The sequence below is a fragment of the Halomonas sp. SIMBA_159 genome (assembly GCF_046536035.1).
Lineage (GTDB): Bacteria > Pseudomonadota > Gammaproteobacteria > Pseudomonadales > Halomonadaceae > Vreelandella > Vreelandella venusta_A.
Window position 1 is genome coordinate 121672 of sequence record NZ_JAWJBT010000003.1, and the last position, 15746, is coordinate 137417.

Annotated in this window: 5 protein-coding genes; 2 read left to right on the forward strand and 3 right to left on the reverse strand. The window is 59.0% G+C overall.

Features of this window, described 5'->3' with window-relative positions:
* Positions 1 to 64: 64 nt before the first annotated feature.
* The 3 genes from R0J87_RS02905 to R0J87_RS02915 all read right to left on the reverse strand — a co-directional run bounded on the left by R0J87_RS02905 (position 65) and on the right by R0J87_RS02915 (position 6025).
* Positions 65 to 3130: an AAA family ATPase gene (locus R0J87_RS02905; protein ID WP_498884252.1), complete on the reverse strand. Its 3066-nt coding sequence runs from the start codon at positions 3128 to 3130 to the stop codon at positions 65 to 67.
* Positions 3127 to 4275, reverse strand: coding sequence for an exonuclease SbcCD subunit D (locus R0J87_RS02910; RefSeq protein WP_498884253.1), 1149 nt, complete (start codon positions 4273 to 4275; stop codon positions 3127 to 3129). Before R0J87_RS02910 ends, R0J87_RS02905 begins: the two co-directional genes overlap by 4 nt.
* A 109-nt stretch (positions 4276 to 4384) precedes the next feature.
* Positions 4385 to 6025, reverse strand: a complete 1641-nt coding sequence (locus tag R0J87_RS02915) for an SLC13 family permease (protein WP_498884367.1) — start codon at positions 6023 to 6025, stop codon at positions 4385 to 4387.
* Positions 6026 to 6269: 244 nt separating this feature from the next.
* Between R0J87_RS02915 and R0J87_RS02920 the strand changes: the two genes are divergently transcribed.
* Together R0J87_RS02920 and R0J87_RS02925 are read left to right on the forward strand one after the other, a co-directional pair.
* Positions 6270 to 6881 (forward strand): CDP-alcohol phosphatidyltransferase family protein, encoded by a 612-nt coding sequence (locus R0J87_RS02920; protein ID WP_498884255.1) that lies wholly within the window; start codon positions 6270 to 6272, stop codon positions 6879 to 6881.
* 168 nt (positions 6882 to 7049) lie between these two features.
* The gene (locus R0J87_RS02925; protein ID WP_498884257.1) at positions 7050 to 15650 is read left to right on the forward strand and encodes a glycoside hydrolase family 94 protein; all 8601 of its coding nucleotides are present in this window, start codon (positions 7050 to 7052) and stop codon (positions 15648 to 15650) included.
* The last annotated feature ends 96 nt before the right edge of the window (positions 15651 to 15746 follow it).

The window sequence follows — 15746 nt, forward strand, 5'->3', positions numbered from 1 at the left end:
TTGTTTAACCCTTGTTATAACGCATGCTACATGAATGCAGCATGAATTAACCCCGCGCTAGCGCTTAGCTCAGCGCCCCTTTCACCGCGACCGAACTGCCATGACGGCTAGCGCTCACCTCAATACGAACCGGCATCTGCTCTTTGAGTTCGCTGACGTGGGAAATAATCCCAATCATGCGGCCGCTCATTTGCAGCTCGCTCAGCATGGCGATGGCTTGATCCAGAGCGTCTTGGTCCAGGCTGCCAAAGCCTTCATCAATAAATAGCGTATCGAGCTGAATACCGCCCGCGTAGGCCTGCACCACATCGGAAAGCCCCAGCGCCAGCGACAGCGCCGCCATAAACGACTCCCCACCAGAGAGCGTGGCCACCGGGCGATTTTTGCCGGTGTAGGTATCAGCCACGTCTAGCTCTAGTCCAGACGCTTTATTGCCTTTGGAGGGGTCTTCCCGGCGCACCAACTGGTAGCGCCCGCGGCTCATGCGCACCAAACGTTCGGACGCTTGAATCAACACGTCGTCCAGCAGTACGCCCAGTACAAAGCGCTGCAGGCTGATGCGATGGCCGGTGCGGCCGTTGGCGACTTCGCTGAGCGTGCCCCACAGCTGGTATTGGGCTTCAAGCTCCGCCTGGGAGGCGTGGGCAGCCGCCAGCTTTTGGTGAATGTTTTGCAGCGTGGTTAATCGTCCATCCAGTTGCCGCCAGGTCTCTAGCTGGCTGTTTTCTTGAGTCTGTGCACTTTCAGCCAGGGCATTCAGTGCAGCAACATCCGGCGGCGTTTTTTCCGCCAGCTGGGTTTGGTAATTCTCTAGCGCGCCCTCAAGCTCGGCCAAGCGGCGTTGATACGCCTCCACCCGATGCGTCAGCTCGTGCCGCTGGGCGTCATTCAGTTGGGCGGCCTGATATTCCGCCTCATCACCAAAGGGGCTAGCCTGCAGCGCGGCCTGCCACTCGGCGTGAGCCTGTTGAAGCGACTGCTCGCTACGCTCGACCCGCTCGTTCGCCCCGCGTAACTGCTCTTCCGCCCGCGCCAGTTGGGTCTGGCTAGTCGAAAGTGCTTGTTGAGCGCTCTCCCAGGCTTTTTCAAGCTGGGCGATGTGTTGTTCCAGCTCAGCCAGGGTTTGGCGCATTGCCTCGGGATGACGGGCATCTTCCGGCAGCGACTGGCTCAGCTGATCACGCTGACTCTCTAGGCGTAACGCGCGCTCTTTTGCCTTTTCCACCTCAGGACGTTGGGCTTTAAGCTGCTTATCCAGCGTGCCCCACTCACGTCGCAGCGACTCCCGGGCAGCGGTTTGCTGGCGAATCTCAGCCTCAACCTGCTCCCGGCGCTGTACCTGATGGCGCAGGTTTTCATAGGCCTGTTGTAATGCAAGCAGCGGCTGGCTAGCCCACTCCCCCAACTGCTGGGTAAGCCGCTGAGCCTGCTCGGTGTGGCTGTCGATGTGTTGAGTGAGCTGATGGTGGTGACGCTCTGCACGTTGCAGTGCCTGGCGCGCCTGTTCTTGCGCCGCTCTAGCGTCTTCCACCTGTGCCTGGGTGACCAACTCGGCGCGATTCATCGCTGGGGCGGGATGCTCCAGGCTGCCACACACCGGGCAGGGGGCATTCTGCTCAAGGGTCAGCGCTAACAGCGCGGCCTGACCCTGGTGCCAGCGCATCTCCTGCTCAGTGGCGTAGCGTTCGGCACGCTCGGTCTCGACCTGCTGTTGGCTGAGCGCGTTTGTTGCCTGCTGCTGTTGCGTGGTTAACGCCTGGCGCCGCTGGGTGAGTTCATCCAGCTCTTGGCGCAGGGCCAGCAGGTGGTGATGGCGGCTTAGCTCAGCGGGGGCGCTGGCCAGCTGCTGAAATTCAGCCTGTAAGTGCTCTAGTTGAACGCCGCTGGCCTCGCCCTGTTGGCGGATGCCGTCTAGCTTTTGCTCATCGCGTTTAAGCGCCTCATCGGCTTGTTGCCAGGCAGTCTGAGACGTTTGAAAGTGCCGCTGCAGCTCACTGAGCTGCTGGCTCTTTTGGATAAACTCTCCCAATTGACGGTGCCGCTCCCTTAGTTCAGGGAGCTCTGCCTGCCGCTGGCGCGTCGATTCTAACGCCTGCTGCGCCTGTTCAGCGCTAGTGCGCTGCGTCGTTAACGCGGCATGCGCCTGGTGCTGTTCCGCCTGAGCGGTGGCCAACGTCTGCTGCGCTTGGTCTAAAGCGGCTTTTTGGGGGCGCAGCGCTTGGGCATGGGCACTTTGTGCTAACCGCGACTGGCTGTTTTCGACCTCGCCGCGCTGCTCAAGATGGCGAGCTTTATCGGCAGCCAGTGCGTCCCGCGCCTCAAATTGGCGCTGCAGCGCCAGGGCTTCATCGCGCTGCTGTTCGGCGCGGCGGCGTTGCTGCTGTGCCGTTTCAAAGCGCTCACGCGATTGGCCTACCTGAGGGGTAAGCGCCTCCAACTCTTGCGCTAATGCTGCCTCGCTCTCAAGCTCCCCCCCGGCAAGAATGCCATTGATATGCTGGCGATGATCGCTCACCGCCCGCTCGATTTGATTGGCCTGCGTGCGCAGGCGCTCTTCGATACGCTGAAACACCTGGGTTTGGAACAGCTGGGAGAAAATGACTTCACGATCTTTGGAGCCTGCCAGCAGCAGTTCGCGGAACTTACCCTGGGGGAGCACCATGACCTGACGAAACTGATTGGCGTCTAGGCCTATTAGCGTTTGCAGCTCCGCCGTGGCGTCGGTGACCTTACGCGCCACTAGGCACTCGTCCTCCTCGCCTTCTGGAGTGAGTCGCCACAGCTGGGCTTCTGCGGTTTGTGTCGTTGTGCCTTCGCCGCTGGCTTTGGGACGCTCCTGCAGAGGCACTCGGCGCACCCGATACATGGCATCACGCAGGCGAAACGTCAGGCTGACTTCGGTGAGCAGAGAGGCTTCCGCTTGGTCGCAGCGCATTTGAACGGCGTCCCGCTCGTTGCCGGTGGTTTGGCCGTACAAGGCAAAACAAATCGCATCAAGGATTGAGCTTTTGCCCGCGCCGGTGGGGCCGTTAATCAGAAACAGGGGGCTTCTGCCCAGCGCGGTGAAGTCGATAGTTTCGCTACCGGCAAAAGGGCCAAAGGCCTGCATGGTGAGCGTTAATGGCGTCATGCTTGGCCCTCCTGCTCGCGGCTCAGGGTGGTGATCAGCTCGCCCATGGCACGGGCTTGCTCATCACTCATTGGCTCGCCGCTGGTTTGAGTGAAAAAGTCGCTGAACATATCCAGCGCGCTGAACGCGAGCCGCTCGCGGTCTAGCTGTTGGCGGCCTTTGGCTTCTAACATCCCCGGCTTTTCTAGGTGCAGCACGTTGGGGTACACCGCTCGCAGTTTGCCCATGGGGTCGAGAATGGCGTGACGGTCGGTGAGGCGCACCAGCAGGTAATCATCGGCGTGGGGGTCATTGGCTCCTTGGGCCAGCAGCTGCGCCAGCTCACCTTCCAACACGCGCACATCCCGGCGGGGCAGCAGCGGATGGTGGACGATCTGAGTCACACCTTCGCGCCCCACCTCTACCAGGGTGACACCTTTGCGCTGGGTGGCTTCGGAGAAGCTGTACTTCAGCAGCGAGCCGCTATAGCGAATATGCTCGCCACCGCGAATTTGAGGGCCGTGCAGATGGCCCAGCGCCACGTAGTCAAAACCTTGCATGGGCTCCCAAGCCACGCTTTCGGCACCGCCTAGGGTGAGCGGGCGCTCGGAGTCGCTGGCGGTACCGCCATCCACAAAACAGTGGCTCATCAGTAGCGTCGGGCGCCCCGGCTGGCGCTGTGCCTCAATGCGCTCCAGCAGGTATCGGTGAGCGCTGTCGAAGTCGCGCACGTCTTCGCCAAATTCGCTGCGTACATATTCTGGGTCGGCGTAGGGGATGCCGAAGATATCCACCGTGTCATCGCCAATCGTGAGCGTGACCGGCTGGTCGCAGGTGGCTAGGTCGGTGAGGATATGCAGCCCGGCCTGGCGCAAGTGACGTGCGCCAAACCCCAGCCGCTCGGCACCGTCGTGGTTACCGGAAATCATCACGACCGGTAGGCCGCGCTTCTCGCACAGCTCGCCTAAGATCTCATCCAACAGCGTGACCGCCGCTGCCGGAGGCACCGAGCGGTCGTAAATATCGCCCGCCACCAGCACGGCATCCACCTGCTCGCGGTCGATGATCTCCAGCAGCTGCTGCAACACATGACGCTGGTCTTCCAGCAGAGAAAGGTTGTGAAACAGCCGCCCCAAATGCCAATCGGCGGTATGAAGTAATCGCATGACAGGCTCGATACAAAAAGTGTGTCGCCATCATAGCAATCGCGCCTGGGATTCACCCATGAAAAAGCCCCGCACAAGGCGGGGCAATGAACACGGAACACAAGAGAGCTTAGTCTCTAAACGCGTCCGGGTAGGTGGTGAGATCAACATCCCACAGCATCGGCAGCAGGAAGTAGACCGCGGCCACAATCAGGAACATCGCAATGATGTTCAGCCAGAAGCCGTTACGCACCATCTCAATGATTTTGATTTTGCCGGTGGCGAAGATGATCGCGTTAGGCGGCGTGCCTACTGGCAGCATAAAGGCGCAGTTAGCCGCCATGGCCGCAGGCACCATCAGCACGAACGGGTGAATATTCAGCGCCAGTGCTAGCGATGCCAATACTGGCAAAATCATCGTGGCCGTGGCTGTGTTGGAGGTGATTTCGGTTAAGAACAGCACCATGCCAGTGGCCAGCAGAATCACCAGCAGGAAGTTGACGCCTTCCAGCACGCTCATTTGGCCGCCAATCCAGGAAGCCAGACCCGATGAGCCAAAGCCCGCAGCAATCGCCAAGCCGCCGCCGAACAGCAGCAAGATGCCCCACGGTACGTCTTTGGCCACATCCCAACCCAGCAGGCAGCCGCCTTTGTTGGGGGAAGGAATGAGAAACAGCGCCACGGCAGCGGTAATCGCAATCATGGTGTCGTTAATGCCAGGAATATTAATGATCTGGCCCTGCCACAGGAACGAGCGGGTAATCCAGAAAAACGCGGCGAACAGGAACACACCGAGTACCGCCTTCTCTTCGAAGGAGATCTTGCCCAGCGCTTCTTTTTCTTTGCGGATCAGCGCGCGGCCGCCCGGCAGCTTGGCGAGTTTAATCGGATAAATAAAGCGTGTGAGCATCACCCAGCCAATCACCAGCAGCGAGACAACCACTGGGAAAGCAAACATCATCCAGCTTGCGAAAGAGATCTCAATCCCAAACAGCTCGTTCACAATCGCCGCCAGGATAATGTTCGGCGGCGTGCCGATCAGCGTGCCCAAACCGCCAATGGTGCCACCGTAGCCGACGCCAAAAATCAGCGCTTTGCTGAACTTATCGATCTCTTCACTGTGGTCCCCTTCGGTTTTATTCAGCTCTTGGGTGACCTGGTAGACAATCGCGGTGCCAATGGGCAGCATCATCATGACGGCGGCGGTATTGGAGACCCACATGGACAAAAAGCCCGTAGCCGCCATAAAGCCAAACACGATGCTGTTAATGCTGGTGCCGAGCACGGAGATAATCGACAGCGCGATGCGCTTGTGCAGATCCCACTTTTCCATCGCCAAGGCGATCATAAAGCCGCCCAGGAATAGGAAAATGATCGGGTTACCGTATGCCGCCGTTACAGCGCCACTCTCTAATGCCCCGGTAATCGGCAGCAGAATGATGGGCAGCAGCGAGGTCACCGGGATAGGAATGGCCTCGGTAATCCACCACACCGCCACCCATAAGGTGGTGGCCAGCACCATGCGTCCTTCAAAGCTCAAGTCGGCTGGGTGGAAGAACATCACTACCAATGCGAACAGCAAAGGGCCCAGCACCAGGCCAACTTTCTGTGCCGTATTATAGGCAGGCGGGCGAGGTGATTGGCCGCCGTTGCCCTCGGTTGTCGCGTTATTTCGGGATGAGGAGCCACCGGCACTTGAGGTCGGCAACGCACACATCAGGAGGTTTTTGACTTGGTCGTGGGAGTGCCAAAGGTGGTCCCACAGCGTCATCGTGGCAGTTCTGCGCATTATGAAAGTACCGCTCGCAGTCAGGGTGAACGAAAGTGCTCAGGACTTAGCTGTCCCTATGGCATTGTTAACCAGCGCCGCTGGCTTTTTCGGTGCCCTTTATTCACTGCAATAGGCCATTAGTCCAGTAAATTGGCGACAATTACAACCAAAGTCTAACCACTTTAGTCGAAATAATTAGTACACACTAACATTAAGACGAACCATCTTTTACGGAGATATCATTGTGTTAGACCGCTTTACCATGCCGCTGACCCAGCGCCCGCTTCGCTATCTGGCTCACGCTTTGCACCGTCGAAAAATCACCCCGGATCAAGTCACTCTAGCGGCCTTTATCGTTGGCATCTGCGCCCTGCCGCTGCTGGCGTTTGAACATTACGGGTTGGCGTTGGCCGCGGTCGTACTCAACCGTGTAGGCGACGGGGTAGACGGTGCCCTGGCCCGCCTGAGCGGCCAGCAAAGCGACGCGGGAGGCTTTCTGGATATTGGACTCGACTTTGTCTTTTATGCGGCAGTGGTGCTCGGTTTTGCACTTGCAGACCCGATGCAAAATGCCCTACCCGCCGCGCTGCTGCTGTTTGCATTTATTGGTACCGGCACGTCGTTTTTAGCTTTTGCCATTGCCGCCAAAGCCCGCCAAGTAGAGCGCCCTAATTTTCCTAAGAAGGCCTTTTATTATTTAGAGGGCCTGACCGAAGGCACCGAGACGGTTGCCGCCCTGGTACTGTTCTGTCTGTTTCCAAAAGCGTTTCCGCTGCTGGCCAGCCTGTTTGCCGCCGCCTGCCTGATCACCACCGCCACACGGCTATGGGGCGGCTACTGGACGCTGCGCCACTAACCATTTCTGTAACCTAGCATGCGGTGCTGCAGCCTCTGCGTTTGCAGCCGTAATGTGCGATAACGAACCGACAATCTGAGTCATTGCGACCATCTTATTAGCAAGGAAGCCCTGTACTTGTTTTTAGTACCTGGGTGAGGTATTTGCAGCGAAACCAGGATGGTAGCCGTGACTCTTTTGTTCCAAACGCCCTTTTTCCAGCGTGTGCGCCGTTATAACGCCTCGGCAACACTATGGAACTCCACTGCCCCCGTGCGTGAAGAACTCTTTAGCGCTGAGCGGCTGGAACAGCACGCCAGCAGCCTTGCGCAGGCCCAAGTCGTCACTCAAACGCCCCCGAAAGTCGTCTCTTTATCCCGGCGTCTTAATGAAAACGCTAGCGTGCTGCTTTCGGCCTACCGAGCCTGCGCGGCCACCCAAGCAGAAGGGGGCGATATCGTGCCTGCGGCTGCTTGGTTACTGGATAATTATCACCTTATCGAGGCACAGATACGCGAAATTCGCGGCAATTTACCCCCTGGTTATTACCGCCAACTACCTAAGCTGGCCGATGGGCCGTTTGCGGGCTATCCCCGAGTGTTCGGTATTGCGTGGGCCTTCGTGGCCCATACCGACAGCCACTTGGAACTGACCAATCTGCGCGCTTTTCTCAATGCCTACCAACGCGAACAGCCGTTAACGATTGGCGAGCTGTGGGCGGTCGCCATTACGCTGCGCATTGTCTTGGTCGAAAATCTGCGCCGCCTGGCCGATCAAATCACCGAAGAGCAGCACGCACGAGATAAAGCCGACGCACTCGCCACTAAATGGCTGGTGGAGCAAAACACCCACGACTTTCCCTCCTTTTCACTGCAAAAAGCGCCTCTTTCCGCCTCTTTTACCGCTCAGTTGGCAAAGCGCTTACGCGGTATCAATCCCAGGACCAGCACGCTGGCCTGCTGGCTTTCTGAACAGCTGCATGCCCAAGGTGAGACCATCGACGACGTGGTGCAAAGCGCTCAACAGCGCCAAGGCGCGGCGAGCGTTACCATGCGCAATATCATCACCAGTATGCGGTTTATCGCCAGCACCGATTGGGCCGACCTGCTGGAGAGCGTCAGTTTAGTCGATGCCCTGCTGAGCCAGCATAGCCGCTTTGCCGAATACGATTTTGCCACGCGCAACCAGTATCGTAGCGCGGTCGAAGAGCTGGCCCGTGGCTCGGCCTACAGCGAACTGGAAGTCACCCATCACGCGCTTAGCGCTTGCCGTGAAGCCATCACCACCGCCACCGATTCACACGAAGCAGCACGGGTTGGCGACCCTGGCTACGTGCTAGTGGCGGCTGGGCGAGCCGCCTTAGAGAAGCACCTGCGCTTTCGCCCTGCCTGGCGCCGCCGCTTTCGCCAACGGCTGATCAATAACGGTATTCCGGGCTATGTTGCGCTTCTTTCAGCCTCCACCGCGGCACTCGTCGTGCTGGCGGGATGGCTACTCTGGCTCACCGCTTCCCCCGAGGCAGTCCCCCTACCGTGGCTGCTGCTGTTGAGCATTTTAAGCTTGCTACCGCTGATTGAGGTCGCCACGCTGATCGTCAATCGTTTTGTGATTCACAGTATTGGGGCCGAGCCTCTGCCCAGCTTGGATCTCTCTAAAGGGGTGCCCGCAGCGCTGCGAACCCTGGTGGCCGTCCCAACGCTATTAACCAACGAAGACGATTTACAAGAGCAGCTCAATCGTCTTGAGGTGCACTATTTAAGCAGCGGTGATGGCGCCATCAGCTATGTCCTGCTCTCGGATGGCGTGGACGCGCAGTGCGAATCGCTAGCCCATGAAGCCGCGCTCTTTCACATGGCCGAGCAAGGCATACAGCAGCTCAACGAACGCTACTGCCCGTCTGGTAATGAGCAGCATTTTTTTTGGCTGCACCGCCGGCGCGTTTTCAATGCGCGCGAACAGTGCTGGATGGGCTGGGAGCGTAAGCGCGGTAAACTACGTGAGCTGAACCGGCTGTTGCGCGGCGCAACCGATACCACGTTTATTGACCCGCCGTTAATGCCCAGCGGCGTGCACTATGTCATCACATTGGATGCCGATACTCGCCTGCCCAGAGGCGCTGCCAGCAAACTGATTGGCAAACTTGCTCACCCCTTGAACCAGCCGCGCTTGGACCTTCGCCAACAGCGGGTAGTAGAAGGCTATGCGATTTTGCAGCCTCGGGTGACCCAGTCACTGCCCATGTCCGGCAGTGGCTCCACCTATCAACGGTTGTGCTCTGCCCCAGGCGGCATAGAGCCCTATGCCGCGGCTATTTCCGACCTTTACCAAGACCTCGTTGGCGAAGGCTCCTATGCGGGCAAAGGGATTTACCATATCGACGCCTTTGAAGCGTCGTTAACAGGCCGCATTCCGGATAACAGCCTGCTCAGCCACGATATGTTTGAAGGGGTGTACGCCCGTGCGGGCTTGGCATCAGATATTGAGGTTATCGAGGATTTCCCCAACCGGTACGATGTGGTCGCTAAGCGGCAGCATCGCTGGGTGCGCGGTGATTGGCAGCTGCTGCCGTGGCTGCTGAACGATGCGTTGCCCCCCATCGGGCGTTTGAAAGCGCTGGGCAATCTGCGTCGTTCGCTGCTGCCGCCACTGCTGTTGGCCTGCTTAGCCGTTAGCTGGCAGTTGCCGCTGCTGATGGCCGCTACCGGCACCTTACTTGTGCTGCTGATGTTGGGCGCCCCCGTTATTCTATCGCTATGTGCGGCTTTTATTCCGCTGCAACCTAACGTGAACCTACGCCACCACTTTCAGCAGTGGGTCGCTGAGTTATGGCTCGGTTCTAAGCAAACGCTGGTGCAGCTTATTTTTCTGCCAGACCAAGCATGGCGGATGATGAGCGCCATCGGCTGTACGCTCACGCGGCTGTTTGTGACCCATCGCCATCTGCTGGAGTGGACATCCGCGGCACAAACCATGAAGCGCCCCCAGCTCAGCACGTTTGGGTTTTACCAGCACATGGCCCCCGGCACCGCCTTAGGAGTCGCCGTCGCAGGCGTAGCCCTAGGGTTCAATAGCCAAGTGTGGGCTTTGGTACTCCCGGTAGCACTGTTATGGCTGGCAGCACCTAGCATCGCTGCTTGGCTAAGCAGCTCAGCCAGTGCTGCGAATCACACACAGCCATCGGCCGAGACAGCGCAAGCGCTGAGGCTAATCGCTCGCCAAACATGGCGCTACTTTGAAACCTTTGTGAATAGCGACAACCACCACCTGCCGCCCGATAACTTTCAGGAAGCGCCTCAGCCTGTGGTTGCCCAGCGCACATCGCCTACCAATATGGGGCTGTATTTATTGGCGATTGTCGCCGCCCGGGACTTTGGCTGGATAGGCAGCCAAGAAGCACTGCGCCGGTTAACCAGCACTTTAGCCGTGATGCAGGCACTACCGCGCTACCGGGGCCACTTCTATAACTGGTATGCCACCGCCGACCTGCGTCCGCTCGACCCGCGCTACGTATCGACCGTGGATAGCGGCAACCTAGCAGGCCATCTCATTACGCTGGCCAACGCCTGCGAAACTTGGCAAGCAGAGCGGCCTAATTCCCGACAAGGCGTTGCCGACACGCTAGCACTCGCCGTTGAGGCACTAACGCGCCTTTCGCCCTCAACCGCCGGGCATGCATTGTCAGCCCTATATTCTCTTGAAAAGCAGCTCCAGCACATCGACGCGCTGTTAAGCGAGCACACCACTGCGCCGCTGCCGGTTAATGACTTACTGCCGCTCACCAGCGCGGCAGTGGCCTCCGCGCAGGCGCTGCTGACGCCTACGGCGAACGCCGATAGTGACACGGCGCTGTTCTGGGTGAACGCCGTTCATCACGCCGTGGCGCAGCATCGTGATGATCAAGCGAAGGCGGCTCTTGCCGTCAGCGATCAGCCTGTTCAGCTACACCAGTTAGCACAGCAGGCGAGACGGCTGGCGACCTCGATGGATTTCGCGTTCCTGCTGAATAGCGAACGGCAGCTGCTCTCCATTGGCTATTCATTGGATGACTACTGCCTGGATAGCAGTTGCTATGACTTATTGGCATCGGAAGCGCGGCTAGCCAGCCTGTTTGCCATTGCCAAAGGCGATGTACCCACTCGCCACTGGCTGCGCTTAGGCCGTGCGGCCACCCCGCTTGTGCGCGGCGCGGCGCTGATCTCCTGGTCAGGCTCTATGTTTGAGTATTTGATGCCGTCGTTGGTAATGCGCGCCCCGGCCGGGAGCCTGTTAGAGCAAACCAACCGCTTAGTCGTGAAGCGACAGCAAGCCTACGCTGCGCAGTTTTCAGCACCGTGGGGCATTTCCGAATCTGGGTATAACGCCCGAGATATTGAGCACACCTACCAGTACTCCAATTTTGGCGTGCCAGGGCTAGGGCTTAAACGCGGGCTGTCGGCGGATTTGGTGGTGGCTCCCTACGCCACGGGACTAGCCACAATGATCGACCCGGAAGGTGCTTACCATAACTATCTCCGGTTAGCCGAGATGGGCGCACGAGGGCACTATGGGTTTTATGAGGCTATCGACCTGACCCGCTCACGGCTTCCCACAGGAAAAGAAGGCGTGGTGGTACGCAGCTATATGGCCCACCACCAGGGCATGACCATCGTAGCGATTGCCAACACGCTGCAGCTGGGGGAAATGCGCGCCCGCTTTCACCGTGAACCGATGATCCAGGCCACCGAACTGCTGCTGCAAGAGCGCATTCCCAGAGATGTCGCGATTGCTTACCCACGGGCCGAAGAGGTGAAATCCACCGCTAGCCAAGTCACCAATGACGCACAAGCGGTGCGTCGGGTGCCCACAGCGGTTAACGGCCCGCCGGTCACGCATCTGCTCTCCAACGGCCACTACTCCGTCATGTTAACGGCCACAGGAGGAGGCTACAGCCGCTGGCACCACCTCGCGATTACCCGCTGGCAACCAGACACCACCTGCAACCCCTGGGGCAGCGCTATCTTCCTTCGCGATACCCGCCACCCAGGCATTTGGGCCGCTACTGGGCAAACCGCCGAACACCACAACAGCGCAAACGATGCCGCCAATCACGCGCTGTTTGCCGAAGATTACGCCCGCTATACCCACCGGCACGACGATATTACCAGCCACTTGGACGTGCTGGTTTCCGGGGAGGATGACAGCGAGGTGCGCCTGCTTTCATTGACCAATAACGGACGCCATAGCAGCGATATCGATGTGACCTCCTACGCGGAGCTGGTGCTGACCACGCCTGCCGCCGACAGCGCCCATCCGTGTTTTGCCAAGATGTTTGTGGTAACCGAGTACCTACCTGAGCTCAACGTCCTCATCGCCACACGGCGGCAGCGAGAGCCCAACGAAGCTCCGGTCTGGGTCGCTCACTTTGCCGTGGTAGAGGGCGATACCGTGGGCGAGCCCCAGTATGAAACGAGCCGCGATACCTTTATTGGCCGGGGGCGCAGCCTATTGAATGCCTCCGCACTTGCCGAAGGTCAGCGCCTGACGGGCACTGAGGGCAGCGTGCTTGACCCCATTTTGGCGCTACGTTACTGCCTGCGGGTCACACCAGGCAGCAGCGCTCGCATTGCCTTCTGGACAGTGGTGGCGGAAACCCGGGAGGCGCTAATGGACTTGATCGATAAGCATCATGATCGCAGCGCCTTTGAGCGGGCCAAGCTGCTGGCGTGGACACAGGCCCAGGTGCAACTTCGCCATTTAGGCATACAGCCTGACGAAGCTGCCGACTTTCAGCGCCTGGCAGCCCCGCTACTTTACCCAGATGCGCGTTTTAGAGCGCCCGCTTCAGCCATTCAACGTGGTGCGGGGCCGCAGTCACTGCTTTGGCAGCACGGTATCTCTGGCGATTTACCCATCGTTTTACTGCATATCAATTCGCTAATGGATATTGCGCAGTTGCATCAACTGCTGCGCGCTCACGAATATTGGCGCATGAAGCGATTAGAAGTCGATATTGTGGTGATTAATGAGCGGGTATCGTCGTATGTGCAGGATCTGCAGCAAGCTATTGAGGCCACCATACTAAGCAGCCAAGCTAGGCCAAGGCTGCATGAGGGGCAACCTCAAGGCGCTATTTTTGCGCTACGCGCCGACTTAACCAGCCCCACGTCTCGCGCGCAGCTTCAGTCGATTGCGCGTATTGCTCTGCTGGCCGAACGCGGCGATATCGCCACCCAGCTACTGATCACGCTGAAAGGAGCCAAGGCACAAAGCGTGACAGCGCCTCCCAAACGCTCGCTGCCTCAACCCCGCACGCTCAACGAGCCCCCGTCTGACACTATCTCTTCAGAGCTGGAGTGTTTTAACGGGCTGGGCGGTTTTGACAAGCAGGGGCGCGAGTACGTCACGCTGCTGGATAGCCACCGCACCACGCCTGCACCATGGATTAATGTCATGGCGAATCAGCGGTTTGGCTGCCAAGTCTCCGCAGAGGGTGCAGGCTATCTATGGGCAGATAGCAGCAAAGAGAACCAATTAACGCCGTGGTCCAATGACCCGGTGATCGACCCCAGTGGGGACGCAATTTACATCCGTGATGAAGAGAGCCTGGCGCTGTATAGCGCAACAGCGAGCCCCCTGCGCGATGCCGGGCGCTACGTGGCCAGACATGGCTTTGGCTACAGCCAGTTTGAGCACCGTGTGGATGGGTTAGCGATGACGCTGCTGCACTTGGTGCCTTTGGAAGATCCTTTGCGCCTCTCGCGGCTAAGGATCACCAACCACTCTAACCGCGTACGCAAGCTCTCTGTCACCGCCTATGCCGAGTGGGTACTTGGTACATCCCGTAGCGCATCAGCACCGTTTTTGATCACGGCGCAAGCGGCAGGCAGCGGCGCGCTCTTAGCCACCAATCCGTGGAATGCGGCCTTTCCCAATAGAGTCGCCTTTTTGGATATCGGTGAGCCACCTACTCATTGGACAGCCAATCGCAGTGAGTTTATCGGTTACGGTAAAAGCCTTGCAGACCCGGCGGGGCTGCGCAGTAAACAGCCTCTTTCTGGCGCGTTAGGCGCTGGTATTGACCCCTGCGCCACGCTGCAGCGCAAGTGCACGTTAGCGCCAGGAGAAACTGCTGACATCATTATGCTGCTAGGCCAAGGCGACACTACCGAACACGTTCAGGCGATGATTGCCCGCTACCGCGACGCCGATATTGATGACGAGCTAGCCGTGCTGCAACGCCACTGGGCCCAACAACTGGGTTCCGTGCAGGTCTCCACCCCTGACCGCACGATGGACATCATGCTCAACGGCTGGCTGCTGTACCAAACCATCGCCTGCCGGCTGACCGCCCGTTCGGCTTTCTACCAAGCCAGCGGCGCTTATGGTTTCCGCGACCAGTTACAGGACGGCATGGCGTTAACCTTCAGCCAGCCCGCCACCACGCGCCAGCACTTGCTGCGCGCCGCTTCGCGTCAGTTCCCCGAAGGCGATGTGCAGCACTGGTGGCTGCCCCACTCAGGGCAAGGCGTGCGCACACGAATTTCTGATGACCGCGTGTGGTTAGCCTTTGCCTGCGCCCGCTACATTGAAACTTCCCATGACCGCGATGTGCTGAATGAGCGGGTGAGTTTTCTCAGTGGGGAGCTCCTCGCGCCTCAAGAGCAGGAGCACTTCTTCCTGCCCAGCGTTTCCCAGGAAAGCGCCACGCTCTATGAACACTGCGCGCGGGGCTTGGATATCTCGCTGGCGCAGCTGGGCGAGCACGGCTTGCCGCTGATGGGCAGCGGCGATTGGAACGACGGAATGAATCGCGTGGGGGCCGAGGGGCGTGGGGAAAGCGTTTGGTTAGGCTGGCTGCTGATGAAAACGCTGGACCTGTTTATCCCTTACGCTGAGCAGCATGACGCCATGCATCCATCGCTCCCCGAGAGTGAGCGCCGGGCCAGCCGGTGGCAGCAGCAAGCCAACGCGCTGCGCACAGCGCTAGAACAGCATGCTTGGGATGGCCAATGGTACCGGCGCGCAACCTACGACGACGGTACTTGGCTGGGTAGCCAACAAAGCGACGCCTGCCAAATTGACTCGATTGCCCAATCTTGGGCGGTACTATCAGAAGCCGCCCACCCGGAGCGGGCAGCCTTGGCGATGGCATCGTTAAAGCAACAGTTGATCCGTCACGACCCGCCGTTAGCGCTGCTCTTCTGGCCGCCGTTTGATCACCCCCAGCGCGACCCCGGCTACATTAGCGGCTACCCGCCCGGCATGCGCGAAAACGGCGGACAGTATAGCCATGCCGCCATGTGGGCTATTTTAGCCTTTGCCAAGCAGGGCGAGGGAGACAACGCCCATCAACTCTTCTCGCTGCTCAACCCGATTAACCATGCGCTAACCGCCGAAGAGACTGCGCGCTACCGAGTGGAGCCCTACGTAGTGGCCGCAGACGTCTATTCGGTGCCCCCTCATGAAGGGCGCGGTGGCTGGACATGGTACACCGGTGCCGCAGGCTGGATGTACCAGGCCGGTATAGAAGGGATTCTTGGGATACGCCGCGAAGGAGATTGGCTAGTGATCGCGCCCTGCTTACCCAGTACGTGGCCTTCGTTTAGCGCTACCGTCACCTTAGGCAGCAGCGAATACCGTATTCGCGTCAGCCAGCCACAAACGACGCTGGAGGCCACTGCCACTGCGCGCTCTGCGATACTGGATGGGGTTGCACTGCCACTCTCTATCGCGCAGCCTCTGCGCGTGCCCTTAGACGGCCAATCGCATCATCTTGAGCTGCATCTACCGTCCAAGATGACCCGCACATGACACCATTGTTAACATTTTGTATAGCTTTTATGAACTCACTTTCACTTCGGCTGGTCTATGCTTGGAGTGTGAGCCAATCGTGCTAAACCAGCACGG